Below are 26,040 nucleotides of genomic sequence, written 5' to 3'. Positions count from 1 at the left end.
CTAGAGGAGGCGCAGGATGATCGGGCTGCCTTCGCTCAGCTCGTCACTGATGATCTCGGTCTGGATGCCGTCGGTCAGCCCCGTGCGCACCTGGACGGCCTGCGGCTCGCCATCGCGCAACACCCACACCGTGCCGCGCCCATGCACGACGCCGTTGGCGCTGTTGCCGGGGCCATCGCGGCGCCACATCCGGCGGCCCATCGGCTGGAGGTTTTGCATCAGCGATCCATCGTCATCCTTTTTAGCGACCGCGGCGGCGGCGGCCACCGGATCGAAGCGCAAGGCTGAGTTGGGCACCACAAAGACGTTTTCCGCTGCCGCCACCTGGATGTCGGCCGTGGCGGTCATGCCCGGGCGCAGGCTCAGATCAGGGTTCGACACGCTCAACTCGGTCTCGTAGGTCACGACGTTTTCCGTCACCGTCGAGCCATAGGCCACGAGGATGACTTCCGCTTCATAAGTGCGGCCCGGCCAGGCATCGACGGTGAAGGTCGCCTTCTGGCCCTTCGCGAGGCGCCCGATGTCGGCCTCGGCCACCGTCACGAGCAGCTCCATGTTTTCGAGGCTCTCCGCGATCACGAACAGCTCGGGCGCGGTAAAGCTGGCGGCAACCGTCTGGCCCGGCTCGACGGCGCGGGTCAAGACGAGGCCGTCGATGGGGGACTTCAGCACGGCCTTGCTCAAATCGCTTTCGTTGATCTGCACGCGAGCCTCGGCCTCACCGACGGCGGCTTCGGCCACCAGGAGGTCGGCCCGGGCACGGTCGGCGCGGGCGATGGCGGCATCCATTTCCGCCGTGGAAGGCAGGCGGCCATCGCTCAGCTTGCGCAGCTCTTCGAGGCGGGTCAGTCCGGCTTCGGCTTCCTTCAAGGTTGCTTGTGCCTGGTTCACGCGCGCCTCGGACGAGCGCAAGGTGGCACGGCTGCTGCGGATGGTTTGGTCCAGCACGGTCGTGTCGAGCTTGGCCAGCGGCTGGCCCTTGGTCACCTGGTCGTTGGTGTCGACATAGACCTCCAGCACGGTGCCGGAAAGTTCGCTCCCCACCGTCACTTCGTTGGTCGGCTCAAGGTTGCCGGTGGCGGTGACGCTGAGAGAAATGGTGCCCGTGGTGAGCGGTTGCGTCTCGTAAGGGTTGACGGGTTCCTGCGTCTGGCTCTGGCGGCTCCATATAAACCAGCCCACTGCGCCGGCGATCAGGATGGCGGCGATGATGAAGTAGCGTGCCTTGGAGCGCCGCTTGGGGTTGGCGGCTTCGATGATGCCGGCCAGATTGGTGTCGGATTGCGTCGTCATGGATGCGAAGGCGGAAAGGTGATCAGTTGGCGGAAAGGGTGGGGATGGCAGCCGTCCAGCCGCCGCCCAGAGCGCGGTAGAGCTGGATGTGGGCATTGGCTTGCGAGGCCCGGGTGCTCGCCTGCTGGTCTTCGAGCGAGAGCAGGGTGCGCTGGGCGGTGAGCACGTCGAGGATGTCGGCCTCGCCCGATTCGTAACGCAGGGTGGCGAGGCGGCTGGCCTCACGGGCGGAGTCGGTAGCCTGGGCGAGCGTGGCGAGGCGTTCGGACGTCGTGCGGGTCGCGATGAGGGCATTCTCGACCTCTGCCAGCGCGTTCAGCACGGTGGCCTCGTAGGCGATCAAAGCCTGCTCGGTCTGCTCGTTCTGAATCACGATATTTTGCCGGATACGCCCCGCCTGGAAAATCGGTGCCGTCAGGTTGCCGGCCAGCGAAGCGACGACACTCTGCGGGTCCACGAGATCGCCAAGATTGTCCGCGTCGGCCCCGAGCGAGCCGCTCAAGGAAAAGCTGGGCAGGCGCTGGAGCTGGGCGTTGCGGTTCAAGGCCACGGCCGCACGCACCAATTGCTCTGCCGCGCGCACATCGGGGCGCTGGCGCAGCGCCTCGGCCGGGATGCCCACCATGATCTGCGGCGGCACGGCCGGGATGGGCTGAGAGGCCGTCAACAACGCATCCAGCGCGCCCGGCGTCTGGCCCGTCAACGCGGCCAAGGTGTTACGCGTCTGCTGGATCGACTGCCGCAGCGAGGGTAGCGAAGCCCGCGCCTGTTGCAGCGAAGACTCGGCCTGCAGCGTGTCGAGGTTGTCGGTCAGGCCCGCCTGCTCACGCCAGCGCGTCAACTGCGTCGTCTGCTCCTGGATGGCGAGGTTGCGCTCCAGCACGGCCAGTTGCGACTCGGCGGAGCGGAGGGAAATATAAGTGGTGGCGACCTGCGCGGCGAGCGACACCTGGGCGGCGCGGAAGCTCTCCTGCGACTGCTCGAAATTCGCATCTGCGGCTTCCAGTTGCAGACGCTGGCGACCCCACAAGTCCACCTCCCAGCTGGCGCCGACGTTGGCGCCCCACGAGTCCCGGTTGGTGTAGGTATCGGCCTCGCGATCATGCGTGCGGCTGCCGCTGCCGGACACCCCCGCATTGACGCTCGGGAAAAGACCTGCCCGCTGCACCCCGCGCTGGGCCTGCGCCTGCCTCACCCGCGAGATGGCGGTCCGGATGTCGGGGCTGGAGGTGAGGGCTTCGCCGACCAGCTGGTCGAGCACGGGATCGTTGAAGCGGTGCCACCACTCGGCCAGAGCCGCCGTGTCGAGCGCGCCCTGCTGTGCGTTGGCCTCGGCAACATGCTGCCATTGGCCGGGTGGAGTCACGGTCGCATCAGCGGTGCTGCGGATGCCGGTGGTCGTGCAGGCCGTCAAACCCAGAAGCAAGGGCAAGGAGGCCAGCAGGCGAAGCGTCGAAAAAGAGGAGTTGGAAGCCATCACAGTCGCTTTTCGTAGGGGTATCGTAGCAGACTCAACCTTTAGAAAACGTGAAGGATGCCCCCAGGGTTGCGAATTCGCCTCAAATTGCGTTTCTGACCGTAAAAGGACTCCAGATTGTTACCCTTTCGTCACGAGGGCGGCTTGTGCAGCGCCCGGCCACCGCCTACCGTCAGCGTCTTTGCATCTGGATGAATGAGCTATCGGATATCGAGCTTTGGGGCCGGATGCGGGATGCCGACGCATCTGCCCTCGAGCAGCTTTTCACGAGGCACTACCAACGCCTCTGCAGCTTTGCCTACCGCTATGTGCGCAGCGACCAGCAGGCGGAGGAAATCGTGTCGGATGTGTTTGTGAAGCTCTGGGAAAAGCGGGCCGAGCTGCCGCTGCCCTCCAGCGTACGCTCCTACCTCTACACCTCCGTCCGCAACCACAGCCTCAACCACCTTGCGCGTCGCCGCAGCCAGCTGGAAGCCCTCGACGACCATGCCGAGCGCCTGCCCGACGATGCTCACGACGCCGCGCGCGGGCTGGAGCAGCAAGAAGTGTTGGCCGAAGTCGAAGACCTGATCCGCCAGATGCCGCCGCGTCGCCAAGCCATTTTTCGTATGAGCCGCCTCGACGGCCTCAAATACAAGGAGATCGCCAACATTCTGCAAATCTCCGTCAACACGGTGCAAAACCAGATGGTCGAAGCCGTGAAACACCTCGCCAGCTTCCACCGCCCCGCCCGTGCCGAAGCCGCCGAGCCCGCTGGTCACGAAAAAGGCTCCCGCTAAGGGGAGCCTTCGGTAAGTCGCCCATGGGAGGAGGGCTAAAAGCCCATCTGCTCGCGGATGATGTGGTGGAGCTGCCAGTTTTCGTAGAAGCCGGGGATGGCGTCGCTGCCGGGGCCCCAGGCGGCAAATTCTACGTGCTCGCCCGTGTGGTTTTCGCTCGTCCAGTTGACGGCGTAGACGTGGTAGAGCGCGTCGCGTAAGGCGATGCCCAGTAGTTGCTCGTCGTGCTCCCACTGGCTGAAGGCGGCTTGCATGGCCTGGCGCAGCTCGGGGCCGGCCTTGAGCTGCAGGGCGTCTTCCAGTTGGCCCACAAGCTGGGCGGTGCTGGCGTCGGCGCTGGCGTGTTGAGCGACGTATTCCAGGCTGTGGTGTGCTTTGCCCAGGCTGAGGAACATGTCGGTCGCGAGGTTGTAATCCGGCCCGTAGCCATTGAGCGCAAAGCCCGCCGTGCCGTGGTCGGTCGTCACCACCACCAGCGTATCGGGGTGCTGCTCGGAGAAGCGGCGGGCGAGGGCGATGCAGCGGTCGAATTCCAGTTGCTCGGGCAAGATCGCGACTGCATCGTTGTTGTGCGCGGCGTGGTCGATCCGGCCTGCCTCGACTTGCAGCAGGAAGCCGTCGGGGGCGTCCTGCAGGCGTTCGAGCGCGAGCGACATCATTTCTTCGAGCGACGGCGTCACGCGCTTGAGTTCCGCATCGTGCTGGCGGTCGAGGTAAAAGGGCACGTGGCTCTTGGAGAAAGTCCCCAGCAACTTGCCTTGCCCGCCCTGGGCTTTGCGCAAGTCGTCGCGCGTGCGCAGCACCTGGTAGTTCTGCTGGCGCGCATGGGCAAAGAGGTCCTGCCCGTCCTTACGACTTGCGGCATCGAAATGGCGACCGCCACCGCCGAGCAGCACGTCAACCTCGCGGTCGATCAGCTGGCGGGCAATCTCGTCCTCCATGTTGCGGTGCGGCACGTTGGTGGCAAAACCGGCGGGGGTGGCGTGGGTAATACGCGCGGTGGAGACCAGACCCACGCGCTTGCCGGCGTGGCGGGCAAAGCTGTAGAGCGGCGTCAGCTCCTTGCCTTCGGCACTGAAGTTGATGCTGCGGTTGGGCACGCGCTGACCGCACCCCCAGGCGCTGGAGGCCGCAGCGGAATCCGTCACAATGCTGCTGGCGGAATGTGTCTCGACCAGCGCGCGGCGGGCGAGGCCGTCCTGATACAGGCGCGTCCATTCTGAGCTGCGGTTTTCGGTCAGGTTGAGCCACGTATCGGCGGCGGAGCGCACGCCCTGCGTCATCCCGTCGGAGACGAGGAAGATCAGGTTACGCGGGCGACCGGTCGCCTTGGCGGGCTTCAAGGGGTTGGCGGCTCCAAGCTTGGTGGCTCCGAGCAGCAGGCCGCCGAGGCCAGTGGTCTGCAGAAAACGGCGGCGGGAAAGTGGGGAAGGGCTTTTCATCGGGTTAGCTCAGCAAATCGGGGACAAGCGGGACCGCCAAGGCCCCGCTTGTGAATTGAAGGTTACGGTTTGGCGACAATTCAGGGGAGATAATACACCCAGTCGGTTTCGCCGCTGTGGATCCACGGCCAGTATGCGGCATTGAGGTAATACCAGCGCTGCTGGCGCGAATCCCACATCCAGCAGATGTGCGCCTCATCGGTCGGCTCGAACCACATCCAGCCATGGTCTTGCACAAAGGCCCACGGCCAGTCCGTCGCGAAGACCCAGCCCCAGTTGGGGCTGTAAGACCAAGGGGGCGAGACGTAGCCGAGATCGGGCACGTATTGCGAAAGCTGCTGCTCGGCTGCTGGTAGGGTGGGGCGAGGCTGGAAGGCGCGGTCGTTGGGGACCAGCGCCCAGTTGAAGACGCTGTCTTCGGGCGTGCGGGCAGGCAGGTCGTAGACATACACGCGGTAGGTTTGCGCATCCACGGCTTCGTAAACGAGGTGGTTGTCCGCCATTTCGCTGTAGGAAGCATCGGCATCGGGTGTCATGGCGTTCAGGAGCAGCGTGGCTTCGCCCAGGCCCTCCGGCACGTCGATGCGGTAGACGCCGGTATCCTCGCGCGTCACGGTGGCCTCGCCAAACTGCTGCACCGCGCTGTTTTGCAAGCCGTCGAAGGTGCCGCCTATCAGCTCCGGGGTATCGCCCGGCAGGTAGACGAAGCCAAACGAACCGACGCCCGCCGCCACGGAGTGGTCGCGGTAGCTGTCGAGCGGGTAAAAGTAGGCGGTGCCCTCCGCATCCTGCCCTACGGTTACGATCTGCGAATCGGCGTTGCCCGGGGTAGCGAAGAGGAGGCCGCCCCGCACGTCGAGCACCTCTGGAGCGATGCGCACCGCCCCCAGATTGCCGACTGGCTCCGCCGCATCGGTCGGGAGATTGTTTTCCTCGATCAACACGCCGTCGATCCCGATCTGGCCAGCGGTGAAACCGCTCGCAAAGGGGAAGAACGCGTAGCTGACGGTGGTGTTCACCGGGGTGAAGGCGCCCCCGCCGGTATTGTGGGCCTCCAGGCTCAGGCCGCTGCGCAAGCCGTGGTGGAAGCCGTTGAAGCTGTCGCGGTAGGCGCGGTCGACGCCCACGCTGGCGAGCACCCCGTCCTGCAGCTTGCCGCGCGGGGTCGCCAGCAGCACGCCGTCGGTGTAGTGGAGCGGGTCGTCCATCCACTTGATCTGGTCGAAGACGCCGTTGCCGCCATAGCGGAGGTAAGAGCGCTCGGTGCGCCGCACGTTGGCGCGGCCCGTGCCATCCGGGGCAAAGCTGAAACCGGGCAGGCTGGTGGCGTCAGTCGAGTTTTGGGCGCCAAGGGTGATCTGGCCCGCCTGCACTTCGGTAAAGGCCGCAAGGCGGATGCGCTGCAGCTCTTGCATCGAGAGCGTGCGATGAAAGAGGGATGCGTCGGCGATCTCACCGCTGAAGTCGACCGAGCCCAGCTTGAGCATGCTCGTTTCGCCCAGCGTCACCGGCGTTTCGCTCTGGCCGATGCGCTCGCCGTCAAGATACACGTCGAGGCCGTCGGCGCCATGGCTCAAGGCGAGGAAATACCAGCGATTGGCCTGGAGCGGGAAGGCATCCGTTACCACCGCGTGGGCGTCCACCTGGATCTGCAGGCTGGCCCCTTCGGCGGTGGGGTGGGTGAAGGCCTGCACGCCGCCCAGCTTGGCGATCTCCAGCCCGTAGGGCATATCGAGCATGCTGGCGTCGAGGCGCACCCAGGTCGCCAACGTCCAGTTGGCAGTGGGGGTGACGACGTTGCCTTTCACGACCTGGCCGCCACGCAGCTCATGGCTTTGGCCCTCCTCCAAGCGCGTGAAGAGGTAATACCCATCGCTCAGGCTGCCCTCGTTGCGCATCGGGCGCCTCGCGCTCTGGCCAAGCAGGTTGAAGTGATAATCCGGGGCGGCTTCGGCCAAGGCGGCAGCGCGGCTGGCGGGCAGCACGTCCTCAAAAAACGGGAACTGGTAATGCAGGTCGGGGTCGAAAATCTCTTCGTCGAGATAGGGGGAGAAGGTTTCGACCAGCGCCTCGTCACCCTCAGGCGTCAGCTTGAGGGTCTGCATCCAGCCATTACCGCTACCCGTCCAGCCCTGGAAATCGGTCAGGCGCTCGCGCACCACTTGACGCTGGGAGCCGATGCTCAAGCGGCGGCCAACCCCGTTGGAGCCGACATGGCCGCTGTAGATCAAGGCCACCTGCGGGTGTTTTTTCACCAGCTTGCGCCAAATATCCTGGCCGTCGTTTGCGCCCTCCGGGTCGTTCGCGATGATTTCGTATTCCTTCGGGTTGCCCTGACTGCCGTTGTATTCGTGGTAGTGGAGCTGATAGTCGTACCGCATGTTGTCGCGGAAGAAGTAACCGTGCGTAATGAGGATCGTGCGATACTCGGGGTAGCGGCTGAGAATCTCGTCGGCCCAGTCGATCACGGCATCGCGCGGCGCCCATTCCAGCGTCAATACCAGCCAGGTGCGCTCTCCAGTGTCGATGAAGTGGTAGGAGTTGGCGAGGTCGCCCTCCACCATGCTGCCGCCGACGGTTTCCTGGGTGGCGTAAGGGCTGCCGGGGCCGAAATACTCCGGTCGCGGGAAGTAGGAGACGCGGCCGTTGTCGACGCCGTCGTGGTTGCCCACCGCCAGCACGTATGGCATGCGATCGTTGAGCAGGTCGAAGGCGGCGCGGGCACCCGTCCATTGGTGGACGTTGTTGTCGTTTTGCGTGATGTCGCCGAGCTGCAGGGTCAGCTGGAGGTTGTCACTCTCCGTATGCTCCGCCAGCCAGCGCATCTGGGAAAGCAGCTTGGCGTAGTTTCCAGGCTGGTAGTTGTTGTAGTAATACTGGATGTCGGGCAAGACGGCCAGTTTGTAAGGCTCGGCGGAAGCGATGCTGCTGAGGGTGCCGAGACCCAACAGGCAGCCAAGAAGGAGGCGCGGTTTCATGCAAGAAAAGGGAGGGTGGTGAAAATGGGAGGGCCCGCCAGCGGTCCTGGGTCGGAATGTCGCTGACGGGCCCTCTTGGACTTGAACTATCGATATCTGCTGTCTGGTAAATCAGTGGCTACCCTTAGCGCAGGCGCATCCACTTGCTCTGGTCGTAGTTCCAGGAGGTCGGGTAGGTATCGGTATTGGTGTAGTGCCAGGCCGAGCGGCTGTAGCTGTAGATCATGACTTCGCCGTTGCCGCTGGCACCTTCGTGGATGTAGATCCAGTCGCCCACATCCCAGGAGTAAACGACCGGGTAGTGCGGCGTGAAGAGCCATTGGAACGAATCGCTCCAGTAGTGCACATCGCTATACTGGAAGCCGTCGGTCAGGATGCCTTCGAGGCCAGGGAGCACCACCGGGCCGTTGCCGCTGAAGGGCACGCCGTCGGCATTGGTGCCGGGGGAGATGATGAGGAAGCCTTCCGAGGCCGCCATGTGCAGGTTGTCGAACTCGCCCGTCAGCTCGGGCAGGCGGATGATCGACTGGGTCTGGTCAGCCTTGGCGGCGGTGTATTCGACGGAGTCGATCGGGTAGCCGTAGGGGTTCGTCAAGCGCAGTTCGGCATCGGACTTGGTGGTGAGGTTGACGCCCACGCCGCCGGTGTTGGCGATCTGGACTTGAGCGCCGCCCGCGATCGTCGCGGCATTGGCGGTCAGGTGGTCAATGTCACCGCCGCCGAAGACGACGATCGCGCCCATGTCGTTGAGGCGGGTGCCTTGCGGGAAGACGTGCACGAGCTGCTGGCCCGTCAGGTCGCTTGCGGCGATGGAATAGAGGCGCCAGCCGGAGATGTCGATCCAACGGCCGGAGGTGTTGACGATCTCGATAAACTGGTCGTCGAGGGTCTCTTCAAACGCACCATTGTCGTTGGCGTCGGTGCCCGTGCCCAGAACGCTGGCGAAGGCCTCGTTGATCACCACGCTGTAGGTGTTCACGGCCACGTCGGTGATGGTCATGTTCACCAGGCTCGGCACGGCTTCCTCGGCGCGGGCTACCACGGTGATGCTCACATCGCCATCGAGCAGGCCGTCGTTGTGGGCCCAGATTTCGAAGGTGGCGGTGGTCTGGCCTTCGGGGATCACCACGGTGGGGGTGGGGATGTTCACCTCGTTGGCCAGCAGCGTTTCACCATCCTGGTCCATCCCGTCGGTGGTGATCTCGACTGCGAGGCCGCCAGCGGGGGCAGGGTTGGCGAGGGAGATCGTGGCGATGGCCGGGGTGGCTTCGTCTTCGGCCATCGTGGCCTTGTCGACGCTCAGCGTGATCGTATTGGTAAAGGTGCCGAAGGGCGAGCCGTCGACCTTGGTGCCGGGGGAGAAGAGCGCGCCGTTGACCTCGGAGTGCAATACGTATTCGCCCGTGATGTCCGGATTACGCGTCACCCCCTGGTAAGCACCGGCAAAGGTGGCTGTGTAGTCATAGGAGAGCACTTCCGCGCCGCCGGAGCTGAGCACGATCACATCGCCCGTGTCGCCGTAGCCGAAGTTACCGGCTGTGGCGGTCTGGACGATAGCGCCGCCAAAAAGACCGTTGGGCTTGCCGCCGGCGAAGATCACGATCGCACGACCGGGCTGGAGCACAGTGCCTTCGGGGAAAACGTGGCGGGGACCCTTGTCGTCGCTGAGGATCCAGCCGGTCAGGTCGACCGGGATCGTGTCGTTGTTCACGAGCTCGATGAACTCTTCCTGGCTGCCGTTGCGGATGCCGTCGCCATTGGCGTCGCCGATCAAGTCTTCCTCGATCTTGCCGGGCACGCTGGTCATGAACTCGTTCATGATGATGGCGGGCTTGGCATCGACATTCTTGACCGTTACGAACACTTCATTAGGCGCGAAGCCAGCGGTATCGATGCCGATCACCACCGTCTGGTCGCCATCGAAGCCATTGTCCGCCACAATCGTCACCGGCACGTCGACGGAGGTCTGACCTTCCGGGATCGTGACTTCGGCGGGCACCAGCACTTCGTTGTGGTTGCTGCTGCTCAGGGCAAAGGTCTCGCCGCCGGCGGGGGCGGGGTTGTTGATCGTCACCTTCAGTGTGGCGGCCTCACCTTCGTTGTAGCTCGCCTTGTCGAATTGGAGCGAGGCGACCTTCAGGGCGTCGTCGGCCAACACACGCAAGTTGTCGAATGCGTATTCCTCGTTGCCACCGTTGAGGTTGGCCTTGATGCGGATTTGCATCGTCGTGCCCACGCGCTTCAGCTTCCAGTCAAAGGTCTGGAAATTGGTCGTCAAGCGGGGCGATTCGAGGCTGGCCACGGTATTCTCGTCGCCTTCGAACCAGCGACCCGGAGCATTGGTGCCGGTACCGCGGAAGCCACCGATGGCATACCAGTCGCCATCGTCGATCTTGATCTCGATGAGGAAGGAGTTATCAAACTCGAACTCATCTTCGCCCTGGGCTGCTTCCATGCGCAGCGTAAAGTCGCCTAGGCCGGCGATCGAGAAGGGCTCGAAAGTAATGCGGGCCTCATCGGCTTCCATGCCATTAACGGCGGCGCCGTCGGCGTCGAGGTCGCGAGCGCCCCAGAAGTAGGTGCCGCTCAGCGTGCCGCCGGTTGTGCGTGTGCCGTTGGAGAGGTTGGCGCGGCGCGCAAAGAAGTCGCTGGCGCCATCGTCGGAGGCGTTTTCAACGCTGTAGCGCGTGCCGAGGCCGTCGCTTTCAAAGTCCTCCTGAAAGGCGGTGACTTCGGCGGCGTGCAGGCCGGAAATCGCCAGGAAGAGAGTCGTCAGAGAGCCGAGTGTGGCTCGTTTCAGTTGCTGTTTCATAGCAGTAAGGTGCGATAGTAGCGGTTGAAGAGAAGGGTAGGGCGACTAGAGACGCCAGCTGATGCCAGCAAACCAGGCAGGGCCGGTGTATCGGATGGATTCGAGGCGCGAGGCGTCGCCCTTGTAAAAGCGCAGCGGCTCGTCGGTCAGGTTGATGCCTTCCACGAAGACGTTGAACTGGTGGTTGATGCGGTAGCGCACCAGCAGGTCGATCCGCTCGAAATCGTCGGCGTAGACGTCAAATGCCTGACTGGAGAGGCCAACCTTACCGAGATTCTTGATGTCTTGGTCACCAGCCTGAACGTCTTCGAGGTATTCGGTTCGCCAGACGTAGCTCAGGCGCACGAGCAGTCCAAATTTCTCGTAATAAAGAGAGAAGTTGCCGCTCTGGTCTGCCTGCTTGAAGAGAGGGACCTTGTCCTTGTAGCGCTCTTCCAGCAGCAGCTCGACTTCGGAATCTACCAAAGTCATGTTGGCGTTCATACCGAGGCCATCGAGAGGGCCCGGCAGGAAGGTAAACTTGCGATCGAAGGTAAACTCGGCACCGAAAAGTTTGCCTGCCCCTGAGTTGGCTTGCTGGCGGGTATTCCAGGTAAGAGAGTTTACCGACCCAGGGTTGGAGATGTACTTCAAGGAAGCGTCGGCTACGAGAGGATCGCTGGAAGGCACTTCCGAGCGCGATTCCTGATAGATCACTCCATTGAGATCCTTGTAAAATACGTTCACCGCGAAGAGACCTACTCCGCGCAGGTAGCGCTCGATGCTCAGGTCGTAATTCGTAGCCTCCATCGGCTCCAAATCCCAGTTTGGCAGCCAAAGCGTATTGCCAAAACGAGAGCCACTGACGCTGATCCGCTCCAGCGGGACCAAGTCAGTGAACTCGGGGCGAGAGATCGACTTGGTGACGGAGAATCGGGTTACCCAGTCTTCTCCGATGTTACGGCGAATGTGCAGCGCGGGGAGCACGTGGTCATAGCTGCGCTTGTTGGTCACCCACTTGCTCACGCCATCAACGCCTCTTCGAGCCCAGAGCACCGGGGAGATAAATTGATTGGTCTCCTCATCCCGAGTCTGAATGACGCTGTTCTGGAAGGTATTGTCGGTCTGCTCCCAGCGCACGCCGGCAAGGAAATCCCACTTTCTGAACTTGATGTTGTGCATCAAGTAGAGTGCGGAGATGTCTTCCTCTGCCGCGTAGTTCTTCAGGACTGCGTCGGTGATATTATAGGTAATGTCGTTTTGCTCTTGGGAGAGCGTGATGGAGTCCGGAATGTGGTGCAGAAAATTGAGCGTCTTATCGACGTCGAAACGCGGGCCGAAGTCGTAGCTAACATGATGGTTGCTAAGGAACTTGTAGTTCGGTTCGCCCATGAAATACTCATCCTGCAGCGTCAGCTGAGGGATGGGGTCTGTATTGACATCACTGTAGCGGACGTAGTTGCGCTCATAGGACTTGTCGCGCAGATCCATCGCTCCCCCGATAGAGGCCGTGTGCTGGAGCCCTAAAGCGTCGAATTCCCAATCGGCGTTCAGCTCAGCTCCTTTGCGGCGGTCCGAGCTGTCCCACTGGTTGAATTGAATGTTACCGCTGTTGCGGTTGAGTGCGAAGAAAGTCGGGTCGAGCAGCGGATTGATGGTGTTGTTGGTCACCATCGTGGGGGAATAACCGTCGTTCGGGTCAAGCTGAGTGATGAACGACACTTCGGGCGAGTCGAGCATCACACTGTCTTCCGTCCAGTCCTTTTTCGCTTCGGAATTGTAGATTTTATAGTCGAGGGCGACGGAACCCAGCTCGCTTTTGCCGCCAAGCTGGTAGGTATCGATACGGTCGTTTGTCTCGCGGTATACGAAGCGCTTCTGGATGTCCCCCGCCGCGATATAACGATCGTAGTTGTGGTTCTCCGGATTATACGCGATTTCACCGAGGCTCACTGCCTCATCGAAGGTCAGCTTGCGCTGAGCGCTGTTGGCCGGCAGGTTGAGCCGGGTTTGGACGTCAGGATCGTTCAGGTCGTAGCCGAGGCGGGTCGCGACCGATTCGTTGAAGAAGAGTGAACCGCGGTAGGCGACTGATGAGCCGGTGCTCGTATTGAGCGCGACTTCCTGCATCGTTTCGACATCGTCATAGCGGTTATGGGAGCCTGAGGCATAGAAACGATGTTGTTCGTTAAGCTGAAACTCGATCTTGCCGCCAAACGACATTCGGTCGCGCTCGATCAGGTAATCTTCCATCCGTAGGCCATTGAGGCCAAAACCGTTTGGGTATTCGCGCACCTCTGGGCGTACGCCACTGCTCCAGCCGTCGGCCCGCAGGGTCTCGCTACCCCGGTTGTCGAGAGACTGGTTGTAGGAGATCTGGATACCCAGCTTGCGGTCTTCCTTGCCCAGCTCGAACACGTCGCCGTAGACGAGGTTGTAGCGCCAGCTGTCGTCGTCCGTCAGGTCGTAGCTGCCGTAAGCGCCTTCGATCGAGGCAAAACGCTCGCCCCGGTCCAGCGCGCTCCGTGTCACGAGGTTGACGGTGCCGCCGATGCTCCCGGCAGGTTGGTCGGGCGTCCAGGTCTTCGTGACCTCGATGGATTCGAGCTGGTCGGTCGAAATGATATTCAAGGCCGTGGTGCGGCCATTTTCCTCCGGTGTGGCGACGTTGATGCCGTCGATCATCACCTGGTTCCAGGCTGGGTCGGAGCCGCGGATGACCACGTATTTACCCTCGCCCTGGCTGTCGACCACGGTGATGCCGGGCTGGCGCTGCAGGGCTTCGGCGGCGTTGCGGTCCACAAACTGGCCCATCGCGTCGGCCGAGACGACGTTGGTGAGGTTTTGCGACGAGCGCTGGAGGTCCAGTGCCTTGGCACGACCCACGAGCGAGCCGGTGGTGGCAAAGGCTTCCAGCTCGAAGATCTGCTCTTCGGTGATGGTGAGGTTGACCGTAACATCGCTCTCGGCGTCGGCCACCGTTACCGTCTGGGTGGTGTGGGGCAGGCCGGTGGACGATGCCTGGATGGTGTAGGTGCCGGCGGGAATGTCGCGCAGCACAAATTGGCCCCCACGTTGGGTAAAGGTGTTGCGGTCGAGCTCGAGCACGCGCACCTCACCACCGTTGATGTAGAGGTCGTTGATGTCGTCGTAGACGGTGCCGCGGATTTCGGCCGCCTGGCCGGCGGTGGCGCAGCAGAGGCCGAGGGTGGTCCAGAGAGCCAGTTTATGCGGGCGCAGATAGTTCAAAGCTTGCATGGAAATCTGTGGGGAACGAGCGGGCCTCCGGGGGGCGGAGACCCGCAGTTGGGTGCAGAGGGATCGAAAGCAGGGGAGGGGCTAGCGCAGCTTTTCGCGCTTGCCGGTGCGGGTGTTGATGCTGAATTGCTCCCACTCACCGGGCTGGTAGGGCGAAGTCTCTTCGTCCTTGTCCATCGCGTATTTGGGGGAGAAGGTGCGGAAGACGATCGTCTCGCCGTCGGGCTGGAACTCCATCAGGCGCATCATACCCTGCCCGCCGTCCTTGTTGTATTGCGGGTTGAAGAGGATCTGGTGCACGTAGTTGCCCTGCGGCGTCTGGTCTGCGCGGTAAGAGCTGGCGTAGCGGGACTTGCCGGACTCCTTGCCATCCTGGTCGATGTCGCGGGCGCCATAGTGGCCGTTGATCGTGAGGATGAAGTTACCGTGGTTGCAGATGAGCTGCTGCCAGATGTCTTCCCCGGAGGCGATGGGCTCCTTTTCGGCCACGCCGTAGCCGGCAGCCCAGCCCCACTTGGCCTCGTGCTGCGAGCGCAGCGGGCGACCATCTTCGGTGATCTGCGAGGTGTTGTAGTCGATGAACTCGTGCGTCGCGAGGATCACCTTGCGGTCGGGGTAGCGGGCAATGACCTCGTCGGCCCACTCGACCACCGCCGGGCGGGTGGCGAATTCGAGCGTCAGCACGAGGAGCTTCCAGTCGCCGTAGTCGTAGCAGTAGTAGGCGTTTTCGAGATGGCCTGCCTCGTAGACGCCGCCGAGCGTATTGGCGGTCAAGGGATTGTCACCCGCCTGGAAGTATTGGTTGAAGAGGCGCACGTCGCGCTCCTTGGCCTTGCCGATGGGGCCCATGTCGTGGTTGCCCACCGTCATGTAGGTCGGCATCACACCTTCGAGCACCTGCATGCAGGCCTCGGCGCGGCTCCACTCGGTCGCCTGATTGCGGTTGGTGATGTCGCCGGTGTGGATGAGGAATTGGATATTGCGGCCATCCTGGTGGCGCTTCACCCAATCGGTCATCTTCAGGAAATCGCCGATTTCGCCAAAGGGCTGCGTGTAATACTGGGTATCCGTCAGCCACGCCACGGAAAAGGCGCCGTCGGCCACGGGTTGCTCCACGTCGTCGGAGGGGTAGTAGCCCCACAGCGCACTGGCGGCCAGCGGCAAGAGCAAGAAGAGAGAGGTCAGCTTTGTCTTCATGGGTTGGATCTACCCCCTACGACAACGCCTTTGGAAAAAATCTATCACTCTGCCTCCGTGACGTTTGCGCAAAGCCGGTGACGCTTCTGTTACGCAGCGTTGCAGGCGTGCGAACGATGGTTTTAAGTTGCTTAATGGTAATAGCTTAAGCCGACCCAAAAAGAACGCCCGGATTCTACGATTTCGTGTAGTAGTTCCTGCTCGGGGCCCCGCAGGCGCAATTTTGCGGAGTTGGTGAGGTTGCGCACCTCGGCCCTCAGTTCCAGCCTGCTCGTCAGCCGATAGGCCACCTGCACGTCGAGCTGATCGAAGGCATCCCAACTGTAATCGCGCCAATAGTAGTCGCGGTCGACAAAGGCCCGGTATTTGCCAGTGTAGGTGTAGCCCACCTGTGCTTCGAAGCGCCCGCGCGCATAAAACACGCTCGCATTCCAGAAGTAATCGGGCTGCTCCAGCGCGTGGTCCAGCTCCCGCAGACTCCCGTCGTGCATGTGGACCGCCGTTTCGCCCTTCAGCAGCGTGGCGTTGAGGCTCAGGCCAAAGTCCTGCAGCGGTCCGGGCAGCCAATGGAGCCGGTTTTGCACCAGGCTCAGCTCCACCCCGCGCAACAAGCTGCTCTCGCCATTCTCGGGCTGCGTGATGGAGTAGGGGATGCCGTCTCGCTCAAAGGTGTGCGTCGCGATATAGACCTCGCCGTCGATCTCCTTCTGGAAGAGGCCGATGGAAAACAGAGCGTTGCCGCCGTCGAAGTAATATTCCGCTGCGGCGTCGAGATTCAGCGCCTCGGTCGGCTTCAGGTCGGGGTTGCCCCGCGTCACCGTGACTTGGCGCGAACTGATCTCCTCGCGCTGCTGGATCACTAGATGCTCGATCTGTGGGTGTGCTACCGCCTGGCTGGCGGCCAGGCGCAGCACCAGCGAATCGGTCGGCTGGAGGCGCAGCGAAGCGCTGGGCAGGAAGCGCTCATAGCGGTTGCGCATCACGGTAGGCGTGTAGCGACCGTTGGCGCGCTTCATGTTCAGCACCTCGCTCTCCACCGTCTCAAAGTGGCCGCCGACGAGGATCGACCAGCCTTTGCCGCCGTAGCGCAAGAGGCCCACGCCGGTCAGCAGCTCCTCGTCGTAGACAAAGTCGCTCACGAGAGATTCCAGGATGCTCGTGCCCGCCTGCTCCACGAAGCGCTCCGGCTGCGTCGCCATCAACTCGCGAAAGGCGGCAAAATCGACGAGAATGAAGCGCTCCTGGCGGTGGGGCGGCACGTAATAGACCGGCCAGTAAGCATCGGCCACCGTCACCGGGTTACTGTTGGTCGTATGATAGATCTCGCGGTCGTAGGCGTAGTCGCGGTGGGTCGCTTCGTGGTTGAGGCCGAGAAAGAACCCTAGGCCGAGATCGTCGGGGCCCATGCGGCGGCTCAGCTTGAGCTGGCCGGTGTAGATGTCTTCGTCGCTGTCCTGGTCGATCGAATCGAAATAATCGAGGCGGTAGTTGGCCGGGTCGTTGAAATATTCAGGCTGCTCCAGCTCGTAGGTCGCGATCATGTGCGACATATCGTAGCGGTAGGCCAGGCTATCGGTCGAAGGAGTTGTAAAGCGGGCGCTGTCGTAGTCGTAGAGATTTTCTTCGGCGGCGGAATAAGCGATCGCGGCGTGCAGATCCAGCTCGAAGGGCAGAGTCGCCTTCACCTGCAGCGAGACGCCGAAGTTCATGCGAAAGGGCGGGTATTCCGTAAACTGTACCGCACCTTCGCCCGTCGAGATACGGCCGGTGGTCGCGGTCTGCTCACTAACGGTGCCCCGGTTGTAGAGGTGGTGGACGTGGCGCTGTTCTTCGTCTTCCTGCGAGTAATAGTAGCTCTGGAGGGTGGCGTTGAGCCAAGAGCTGGGGCGTGCTTCGAGCTTCAGTAAGTGCCCTTGGCGCGTCACCGTGTTGTCGTAGACAAACCAGTCGAAGTGGTGCGTTACAGGGATGCCGTTGCCCTGATGCGGACCTTCCACGCGGAAGCCGCTGTCGTTGTACCAGCGATAGGAATTCTGGTTGGTCTTCTCCTGGTCGCGGTTCTTTTCGTAATAGGTGTAGCCGTAGAGCAGGCCGAACATGTCGCGTGGGCCAAATTGCTCGGCCACCGTCAGCTCACCCCGCCACGAGTGCCCGTCTTCGCCCGGCACGGCTCGCGAATCGAAGTAGCCACCGTAGCCGACCAGCGACACGGTGGGCAGGTCGGCATCGAAGGGACTTCGGGTCACGAGATTGACCGTGCCCGCGATGCTCGAGTCGACCCGGTCGGGCTGGACGGTCTTGGCCACCTCCAGCCGCAGGACCGCGTTGGTGGGGATGGCTTCGAGGTTGATGCGGCGACGCGAAAAGTCCTGCGCGGCGATAGGGATGCCGTCGATCGTGGCGTTGATGTAGTCGGGGCGGGCGGCGCGGATCGAGATGTAGCGCGACTCCTCCTCATCGAGGATTGACATCACGCCCGGCACGCGGCGCAGCGCGTCGGCCACGTTAAAATCCGGCAGGCGCCCCGCCTCGTCGGCCGACAAGGTCTCCTGGATACCTTGCCCCTGCCGCTTGTGCTGGATCGAGGCCCCGTTGGCAAAGGCAAAGCTGTTGATCGAAAACGCCTCCAGCTCGACGATCTCCGGGGCGGGGAGCTGGAAGTTGAAGTCGGGGCTGGCGGCTGGGGCAGGGGCCGGGCGGAAGCAATCCGGGTCGATCACTTCCGGGGCTCCCGGGCGCACCGCGAGCTGGTTGCCGATACGGCGAAACTGCAGCTGCCCGTATTCCGCCAGCGATTCGAGCACCTCGGCCAAAGTTGTAGCCCCCTCCGGGATTTCGATGCCCGCCGCGAGATCGACCTCGTCCTCCACATAAGAGAAACGGAAGGCCGTCTGGGCTTCGATCTCGCGAAACGCCTTGCCCAGCCGCTCGATCTGGGGAGAGATTGCGACCGGCGTCTCACAAACCGAAGCGGCCATGCTCCAAGCGGGAGCAAGGCACACCAAGGCAGCGAGAGAAGTGCAGCGGGCGATGGGCTTCATGGGTCCTGCTTCCTAGGCAGAAGCAGCCATTCCCCGGAGGTCAAGCGCCAGGCTTCAGGCGCACGGTGACAAGTTTGTGACCGTCGCGCTGCATTTCGTAGGTTGCGTTAGTCGAATAGGCGAGGGTTTCGACAATTACCCCAAGGCTATCCTGGCTGAAATCGCCCGTTACGCGGCGGTGGGCCAGCTTTTCGTCGCCGATTTCGAATGTGACACCATAGTGACGGCCCAGCTCGCGCGCCACCTGCTCCAGCGGCTCGTTGCGGAAGACAAAACGCCCCTCGGTCCACGCCGTCACCTCGTCCTGGTCGAAGGCCTGCACCGCCTGGCCGCCGCTCTGCTTGTCCAGTTGGAACTGCTGGGCGGGCTGCAGGGGCCGCGAAGCCGCCGCCGTGCTCACGTCTACCTTGCCCTCCAGCAGCGACACTTGGGCCGCGCCTTCGTCGGGATAGTTGCGCACGTTGAACACCGTCCCCGTCACGCGCACCTCCATCGCCTCGGTGGCGACGATAAACGGGTGCTCGGGGTCGGCCGAAACCTCAAAAAAGCCCTCGCCGCTCAGCTCTACGCGCCGGATGTCACTCGCAAACTCAGCCGGGAAGCGCAAGGTAGAGCCTGCGTTCAGGCGCACCCGCGTTCCATCGGTCAGCGTCAGCACTCGCTGGCCTTGATCGACCATCACCAGCTCGTTGGCGGGTGCTTGTTCCCGGCTGGGCTGAAGGGCGGAATACAGGCCGTAGCCGCACACGCACAGGGCGAGCACCGCCGCCACCTGTAGCAGGCGCTGCCACGGGAAATGCACCACTTTTGGCTCGGCGGCGGGCGCTTCAGGCTCAACCGCTGCCGTGGGCGCCGCCTGGATGCGCTGGCGCAGCTTCACCAGCGCCGCCTCGGCATCGTAGCTGCGCGCGGGGGTGGCGGACTCAGCGGCCTGCCACTGTTTTTGCAGCCACTGGTATTGCTCCCGATACTCCGGGTAGCGTAGCCACGCCTCCAGCTCCTCCCGCTCTTCGCGGGTGGTCTCGCCGGCCAGGCTTTTGGCAACCAATGCTGCAAATTCTTCCTGCATACAGTTGTGAGACAGTTACTAAGGCCAAAAGCTACTACCCGGTAAAGGAATTAACAGGATTTTCAGACTCTAAAATGAACTTTGGTAGCGATTAACGTTAGAACGTTACATCTGCGCAACAATCCGGTTACGTTCTGGCTTGCGGCGGTAAAAACGCTAGTGGAAGAATGATGCACCACCTGAACTTTTGATGCAAAGCGTCAAGACCGCCCTCTTTCGCCCCTCGCCCAGCCCGCAACGGCCCTTGCCCCTGCCGGTGCGCTCCGTCGGCCATTACCGCCTGCATGGCGACCAGCCCGAGGCCGAGCGGCAACGCTGGGTCTACGAATTCTTCTGGGGGCTCGAAGGAGCGGGCAGCTTTCAGGTGGAAGGCGGTGAGTGGCTGCGGCTCGAGCCCGGCGAAGTCTTCCTCTACCAGCCCGGCGATTGGCACCGCATCCGGCAGGAGACGCCCTACTGGGAATACCGCTGGCTGACTTGTGACGGGCACAACACCGGCCAATGGCTGCGCGAGCTGGGCATTGCCGAGCGCAAGTTCAAAGCCGGGCCCTGCCCGCAGGACCTCTTCGAGCGCCTGCACGAGCGCATCCTCGACAATACGCCGACGGGGGAGGGCGCGTCTTCGGCCCTCGCCTACGAGATCCTGCTGCGTGCGCTGCCAAGCCACGCCGCGACATTTCTGCCTGCCTCGCCCATCTACCAGATCCGCAGTGAGATCGACGCGCGGTTCATGGACTCGAACCTCTCGATCAGCCGCCTCGCGCACAAGCACGGCCTGCACCGCACCACCCTCTACCGGCAGTTCCAGGCGGCCTTTGGCGTGGCGCCTGTCGCCTACGTGCGCAACCGTCGGGTGCAAAAGGCGCTCTCCCTGCTCAAGGAAACGGCCCTGCCCATGGCTGAAGTGGCGGCCCTCAGCGGCTTCAACGACGAAACATATTTCTCCAACGTCATCCTCAAGACGGTCGGCGTCCGCCCCAGCACCTTCCGGCGAAAGGGGTAATACCTCGCCCGTTTCCCCTTGACGGGAGTGAAACACGCACCTAACACGTGTTGGGTAGTAGCCCCGTTCATGTCATCCCGACTCCCCAAAAAAGCGTTCCGCTCGACTGGCGACCTCGCGGCCCACCTGGGTATCTCGCGCTGGGCCGTGTCGCGCGTGCTCAACGGGCAGCCTGGGGTAAGCGAGTCGACCCGCCAACGCGTTGAAGCACTGATCGCGGAGAGCGGGTTTGAGCCCAACCGCATGGCGCGCGGGCTGCGGGGTGGGGCCACCGGCCTCGTCGGCGTGCTCTTTCAGGAGATCGAATCGCCCGCGCTGGCCCGCAAGGCCGCCCAGCTCCAGCAACGCCTACGCGGCGAAGGCTACCGTGCCGTGATCGAGCTGAGCGCCGGGGACCAGAATTGGGAGGCGGAGACGCTGCGCCACTTCATGTCGCTGCGGGTGGAGGGCATCGTGATGGTCGGCACTACGCTCAAGGCCACGCACCCCTTGATCAAACAACTTGTCAAGCAGCAGGTCCCCGCAGTCGTGATCGACCCGGCTTCGCCGCTGCCGATGCCCACGGTGCAGCTCGACCGCAGCCGCGCGATGGCCGAAGCCGTGCACTACCTCCATGGGCTGGGGCACCGCAAGTTTGCCCTGCTCGGGCTGGAGAGCGATCCCATCCTCGGCCCGCACCGCATGCGCGGGATCGAGCGCGCCCGCCCGGAGCTGAACCTCTCCGCAGCCGATTTCCGCAGCTTCCACTTGCCCGACCGTAGCCTGCAAGACTTCCTCTACGGGGCAGACCTGGGCCGCCTCTGGGTGGAGCAGGCCCGCGAATGCACCGGCATCATCGCCAATAACGACCGCATCGCCATCGGCGCGCTGCGGGCTTTGCGCGAAGCAGGGTTGCATGCGCCCACGGATTTTTCCATCATCGGCTTCGACAACACCGACGTCTCCTCCTGGGTCGAGCCGGCTCTCACCACGATCGACCAACAGATCGAGACGCTCATGTCTACCGCCATCCAGTTGCTCCGCGCCCGCATGAGCCCCGAGCCCGTTTCGCCGCCCCCGGTGGAGACGGTCGAGGCCCGCATGATTCTTCGCGATACGACCGGGCCGGTGCCGACAGTCCGTTAACCCCGCCTTCACCTCTACCGCTTTCGAAAATATAACCTTACACGTGTTAGCTTAACACCCCTAATTACCATGCGCGTACTGCTGACTACCACCTCCTTCCAGGACACCCCTGGATCGCACCACGACCTGCTGGCCGAGACCGGCTGGGAAATCGTCACCGCCCGCGGCCCCTTGTCCGAGGCTCAAATGCTCGAACTCGTCGGAGACTTCGATGCCTTCATCTGCGGCGACGACGCCATCACCGAGCAGGTGATCGAAAAGTCGCTCCCCCGCCTGCGCTGCATCAGCAAGTACGGCATCGGCGTGGACAAGATCGACGTCAAGGCCTGCACCGCCCGCCAGATCCCCCTTTGCTTCACCCCCGGCGTGAACCACACCACCGTGGCCGAACACTGCATGGCGCTCCTCCTCGGCCTGGTGAAGAACCTCGTCGAAGAAGTCACCATCACGCGCAACGGCCAGTGGAAGCGCCTCGTGGGCCACGAAATCATGGGCCGCACGCTCGGCATCGTCGGCCTCGGCCGTATCGGTAAGGAGCTGGCGATCCGCGCCCGCGCCTTCGCCCTCGATGTCGTCGCCTACGACGTGTATTGGGACGAAGACTTCGCCCGCCAGCATAACATCCGCCGCGCCCACAGCCTCGACGAGCTGCTGCCGCAGTGCGACATCCTCTCGCTGCACACCTTCCTCAGCGAAGAGACCCGCGACATGATCAACGCGCGCACCCTCAAGATGCTCAAGAAGGACGCCATCCTGATCAACTGCGCCCGTGGCGAGCTCGTGCACACGGCCGACGTGGTCGAAGCCCTCAAGAGCGGCCAGCTCGGCGGCTACGGCACCGACGTGCTCGACCAGGAGCCCCCGCCCGCCGACCACCCGCTGCTGCAGCTCCCGAACTGCTACGTGACGCCGCACATCGGCTCCCGCACCTACGAAAGCGTTGTGCGCCAGGCCACCAAGTCGGTCGAAAACCTCAAGCTCGTGCTCTCCGGCAAGAAGCCGCTCGCGCAAGTGAACCCGGAAGTGGCGATCAAGCCCCAAGCCTAAGCCCCCTTTAACCCCCACCGTTTCAAAACCCATGGAGACTTTCTACGTCGTCCCCGAAGCGCAGCACAACGCCCTCGTGGCGGCTGCCTACCAGCACCGCGGCTTTACTGCCGATGAATCCAGCGACGCGGCCCGCTTTTCCGCCTACGCCACGCGCCACGGCATCCGCACGCACAACGCGCTGAAGGCCCTGCACCTCGACCACCTCTTTGGCAGCGGTGCCAAGGGCTGCGTGCCCGGCGCCCAGATCGAGAAGCTGCCCAGCCGCTTCGAAGCCAGTGAAATCTGGAACGCCAACCGCAAGCTCGGCCAATCCACCGGCTACGCCGCCCTCGAGCGCGCGATCGAGCTGGCCGACAAATACGGCATCGGTCAAGTGTCCGTCGACAACGCCTTCCACTACCTCTGGGGCGGCGGCTACGTGATGGATGCGGCCCAGCGCGGCTACATCGCCTACACCAACTGCACGGCCGCCCTGGCCGAAGTGGTGCCCTTTGGCGGCAAGTTCCCCACGCTCGGCACCAACCCGCACAGCTGGGGCTTCCCCACCTCCAAGGCGCTCGGCTTCCCCATCGTGATCGACTGGGCTACCTCCGTCGTCGCCATGGGCCGCGTGCAGCAGCTCAAGCGCGAAGGCAAGCAACTGCCCCCCGGCGCTGCGGTCGACAAGAACGGCAACATCACGACCAACCCCGACGAAGTCGTGGCGCTCACCACCTTCGGTGCGCACAAGGGCTACGGCCTCAGCCTCATCAACGAAATCGTCGGCGGCTTCATCGGTGGCTCGCTGCCCACGCTGCGCAGCCGCTGGAGCGAGCGCCCGGAAGAAAAGCACACGCCCTGCTTCTACTTCCAGGTCATCCACCCGGATGCCCTCGACGGCAAGGACTACGCGCTCGGCCGCAACCAGGCCGACAACGTCAAGGCCGTGATCGAAGACGTGCTCGGCCACGGCAACGAAAGCTGCATGCTGCCCGGCCAGCCGGAAGCCAACTTCGCCAAGAAGAGCGCCGTCGCCGGTGGTCTGCTCTTCAGCGCCGCCGAAGTCGAAGCCTTCAACGAATTGGCCGAAGAATGCGGCCAGGCCAAGTGGGACCTGAAGTCCTTCGCCACCGCCTAACCCGGAGCCCAGCAAACATGTCCTATCTGGAAGATCTTTACGGCCTCAAAGGCCAGGTCGCCGTCGTCATCGGCGGCACGGGTGAACTCTGTGGCGCGATGGCCGAAGGCATCGCCGCCGCTGGTGCTACGACCGTGCTCGTGGGCCGCAGCGAAGCCAAGGCCGAAGCCCGCCTCGCCAAAATCAAGGAGCTGGGCGGCCAGGCCACCTTCATCGCCGCCGACGTCTCGACGAAGGCCGCCGTTGAAGAGCTGCTGGCCAAGGTGCTGGAGCAGTTCGGCAAGGTCGACATCGTGGTCAACGGTGCCGGCGTCAACTCGCCCACGCCCTTCTTCGACGTGAGCGAAGAAGAGTTCGACCGCATCATGAACGTCAACTTCAAGGCCCTCTACCAGGCCTGCCAAGTGTTCGGCAAGTATCTGGTCGAGCGCGGCGAAGGCGGCAGCATCATCAACCTCGGCTCCATGAGCGGCGTCATCCCGCTCTCGCGCGTGTTTACCTACAGCGCGTCCAAGGCTGCCGTGCACAACCTCTCCAAGAACCTCGCCCGCGAGTGGGCCACGCAGCGCGTCCGCGTCAACACCCTCGTGCCCGGCTTCTTCCCCGCCGAGCAAAACAAGAAGGTGCTGACCCCCGAGCGCGTGGCCACCATCATGGGCCATACGCCCATGAAGCGCTTCGGCGAGGCGCAAGAGCTTGTCGGCGCCACGCTGCTGCTCGCCAGCAGCAAGGCCGGCAGCTTCATCACCGGCCTTGAGCTGATCGTCGACGGCGGCTACGCCAGCATGACGATCTAGTCACCGTTTCTACCTGCGAAGGGCGCTTCACGGCGCCCTTCGTCTTTAACCCCCTCACACCCCTTTACCATGTCCGAATTTATCCATAAGGATTTCCTCCTTTCGACCAAGGCGGCCCGCAAGCTCTACCACGATTATGCCGACGGCGAGCCGATTTGCGACTACCACTGCCACCTTTCCCCGCAGGAAGTCGCCAACGACAAGCGCTGGGACAACATCGGCGAAATGTGGCTCGGCGGCGACCACTACAAGTGGCGTGCGATGCGTGCCTGCGGCATCCCCGAGAGCAGCATCACCGGCAAGGAAACGACCTGGAAGCAGAAGTTCGACGCCTACGCCAAGACGCTGCCCAACGCCCTGCGCAACCCGCTCTACCACTGGAGCCACCTCGAGCTGAAGCGCTACTTCGACATCGACACGCTGCTCAGCCCCAAGACCGCCGACAAGATCTGGAAGGAAGCCAACGAGCGCCTCCAGTCCCCCGAATTCAGCGCGCAAAACGTGCTGCGCAAGTTCGACGTGCGCTACGTCGGTACGACCGACGACCCGATCGACTCGCTCGAATACCACAAGCAGTTCGCCGCCTCCGGTCACCCGACCCGCATGGTGCCGACCTTCCGCCCTGACAAGGCGACCAAGCTCGCCAACCTCTCGGCCTGGAACCAGTGGGTCGAAGCCCTTGCCGCCCGCGCCAACCAGGAGATCCAAAGCCTGGGAGACCTGCTCGCGGCCCTCAAGCAGCGCCACGACTTCTTCCACGACATGGGCGCGCGCCTCAGCGACCACGGCCTCGACGTGATGCCCGGTATCGACTGCACCGAAGCGGAGGCCGAAGCCATCTTTGCCAAGGCCCGCAAAGGCAGTGCCGTCAGCGAAAAGGAAGAAGAGCAGTTCGGCTTCTTCATCCTCCGCTACGTCGGTCAGCTCAATGCTGCCAAGGGCTGGACGATGCAGCTCCACCTCGCCGCGCTGCGCAACACCAACGCGCGCATGATGGAAAAGCTCGGCCCCGACACCGGCTACGACTCGCTCGACGACGTGCCCGTCGCCCGTCAGGTCGCGCGCTTCATGGACAGCCTCTCGTCCACCAACGAGCTGCCCAAGACGATCCTCTACACCGTCAACCCCTCGCAGTTCTACTCGCTGGCGGTGCTCATGGGCAACTTCCAGGACGGCACGGTGGAGGGCAAGATCCAGCTCGGCTCCGGCTGGTGGCACATGGATACGCTCGACGGCATGACCAAGCAGATCGACACGCTCTCCAGCGTCGGCCTGCTCAGCCCCTTCGTCGGCATGCTTACGGACAGCCGCAGCTTCCTCAGCTACCCGCGCCACGAATACTTCCGCCGCCTCCTCTGCGAGATCCTCGGCCAAGACATCGAGAAGGGCCTCGTCCCCGCCGATTACGACCTCGTGGGCGACATGGTGCGCCGCATCTGCTACAGCAACGCCACCAACTACTTCGGCCTCAAGGCCTAGTAGACCCGGGCAACCATTGGCATCTTTCACGCGCGCTCCCGGAAACGGGGCGCGCGTTTTTGTGTCCGCAGGGCTAGGCTAGGGCAGAGCTAGTGAGTATAGGCGTGAATATAGGAGTACACCGTCCCCTCCACCTCAAAGAAA

Annotated in this window: 16 protein-coding genes; 7 read left to right on the top strand and 9 right to left on the bottom strand. The window is 63.1% G+C overall.

Annotation, left to right across the window (positions count from 1 at the left end; translation table 11 throughout):
• Together Q7P63_15830 and Q7P63_15825 are read right to left on the bottom strand one after the other, a co-directional pair.
• Positions 1 to 1,293 (bottom strand): efflux RND transporter periplasmic adaptor subunit, encoded by a 1,293-nt coding sequence (locus tag Q7P63_15830; protein ID MDP0501564.1) that lies wholly within the window; start codon positions 1,291 to 1,293, stop codon positions 1 to 3.
• 22 nt (positions 1,294 to 1,315) lie between these two features.
• Positions 1,316 to 2,770: an efflux transporter outer membrane subunit gene (locus Q7P63_15825; protein ID MDP0501563.1), complete on the bottom strand. Its 1,455-nt coding sequence runs from the start codon at positions 2,768 to 2,770 to the stop codon at positions 1,316 to 1,318.
• Positions 2,771 to 2,961: 191 nt separating this feature from the next.
• On the opposite strand from Q7P63_15825, the gene Q7P63_15820 reads away from it, so the two are divergent.
• On the top strand, positions 2,962 to 3,549 hold the full coding sequence (locus Q7P63_15820) for an RNA polymerase sigma-70 factor (GenBank protein ID MDP0501562.1): 588 nt from the start codon (positions 2,962 to 2,964) through the stop codon (positions 3,547 to 3,549).
• 35 nt (positions 3,550 to 3,584) lie between these two features.
• Here the strand turns inward: Q7P63_15820 and Q7P63_15815 are convergent, their stop codons facing one another.
• From Q7P63_15815 to Q7P63_15785, 7 genes are all read right to left on the bottom strand, one after another.
• Positions 3,585 to 4,991 (bottom strand): alkaline phosphatase, encoded by a 1,407-nt coding sequence (locus tag Q7P63_15815; GenBank protein ID MDP0501561.1) that lies wholly within the window; start codon positions 4,989 to 4,991, stop codon positions 3,585 to 3,587.
• An 80-nt stretch (positions 4,992 to 5,071) separates the two neighbouring features.
• Positions 5,072 to 7,969: a LamG-like jellyroll fold domain-containing protein gene (locus tag Q7P63_15810; GenBank protein MDP0501560.1), complete on the bottom strand. Its 2,898-nt coding sequence runs from the start codon at positions 7,967 to 7,969 to the stop codon at positions 5,072 to 5,074.
• Positions 7,970 to 8,093: 124 nt separating this feature from the next.
• On the bottom strand, positions 8,094 to 10,781 hold the full coding sequence (locus Q7P63_15805) for a lamin tail domain-containing protein (protein MDP0501559.1): 2,688 nt from the start codon (positions 10,779 to 10,781) through the stop codon (positions 8,094 to 8,096).
• A 45-nt stretch (positions 10,782 to 10,826) separates the two neighbouring features.
• Positions 10,827 to 14,018, bottom strand: a complete 3,192-nt coding sequence (locus Q7P63_15800; GenBank protein ID MDP0501558.1) for a TonB-dependent receptor — start codon at positions 14,016 to 14,018, stop codon at positions 10,827 to 10,829.
• Positions 14,019 to 14,099: 81 nt separating this feature from the next.
• Positions 14,100 to 15,215, bottom strand: a complete 1,116-nt coding sequence (locus Q7P63_15795) for a metallophosphoesterase (GenBank protein ID MDP0501557.1) — start codon at positions 15,213 to 15,215, stop codon at positions 14,100 to 14,102.
• A gap of 131 nt (positions 15,216 to 15,346) precedes the next feature.
• Complete coding sequence (locus Q7P63_15790) at positions 15,347 to 18,256, bottom strand: TonB-dependent receptor (GenBank protein ID MDP0501556.1); 2,910 nt, start codon at positions 18,254 to 18,256, stop codon at positions 15,347 to 15,349.
• Positions 18,257 to 18,296: 40 nt separating this feature from the next.
• A complete protein-coding gene (locus Q7P63_15785; GenBank protein ID MDP0501555.1) occupies positions 18,297 to 19,325 on the bottom strand; it encodes a FecR domain-containing protein in 1,029 nt (342 codons plus the stop codon).
• Positions 19,326 to 19,515: 190 nt separating this feature from the next.
• Between Q7P63_15785 and Q7P63_15780 the strand changes: the two genes are divergently transcribed.
• From Q7P63_15780 to uxaC, 6 genes are all read left to right on the top strand, one after another.
• Positions 19,516 to 20,328 carry an AraC family transcriptional regulator gene (locus tag Q7P63_15780; protein ID MDP0501554.1) on the top strand — a complete coding sequence of 271 codons (813 nt, stop codon included), beginning with the start codon at positions 19,516 to 19,518 and terminating at the stop codon, positions 20,326 to 20,328.
• Between the two features lie 69 nt (positions 20,329 to 20,397).
• Positions 20,398 to 21,453 (top strand): LacI family DNA-binding transcriptional regulator, encoded by a 1,056-nt coding sequence (locus Q7P63_15775; GenBank protein ID MDP0501553.1) that lies wholly within the window; start codon positions 20,398 to 20,400, stop codon positions 21,451 to 21,453.
• Between the two features lie 69 nt (positions 21,454 to 21,522).
• Entirely contained in the window at positions 21,523 to 22,500 is a 978-nt protein-coding gene (locus Q7P63_15770) for a phosphoglycerate dehydrogenase (GenBank protein ID MDP0501552.1), read from the top strand.
• A gap of 31 nt (positions 22,501 to 22,531) precedes the next feature.
• The gene (locus Q7P63_15765) at positions 22,532 to 23,620 is read left to right on the top strand and encodes an Ldh family oxidoreductase (protein ID MDP0501551.1); all 1,089 of its coding nucleotides are present in this window, start codon (positions 22,532 to 22,534) and stop codon (positions 23,618 to 23,620) included.
• A 17-nt stretch (positions 23,621 to 23,637) separates the two neighbouring features.
• Positions 23,638 to 24,417 carry an SDR family oxidoreductase gene (locus tag Q7P63_15760; GenBank protein MDP0501550.1) on the top strand — a complete coding sequence of 260 codons (780 nt, stop codon included), beginning with the start codon at positions 23,638 to 23,640 and terminating at the stop codon, positions 24,415 to 24,417.
• Positions 24,418 to 24,486: 69 nt separating this feature from the next.
• On the top strand, positions 24,487 to 25,896 hold the full coding sequence (uxaC, locus tag Q7P63_15755) for a glucuronate isomerase (GenBank protein ID MDP0501549.1): 1,410 nt from the start codon (positions 24,487 to 24,489) through the stop codon (positions 25,894 to 25,896).
• The last annotated feature ends 144 nt before the right edge of the window (positions 25,897 to 26,040 follow it).

The organism is Verrucomicrobiota bacterium JB022 (assembly GCA_030673845.1).
In the GTDB taxonomy this organism is placed as follows: Bacteria; Verrucomicrobiota; Verrucomicrobiia; order Opitutales; family Oceanipulchritudinaceae; genus WOUP01.
This window is presented reverse-complemented; position numbering and strand designations above follow the sequence as displayed.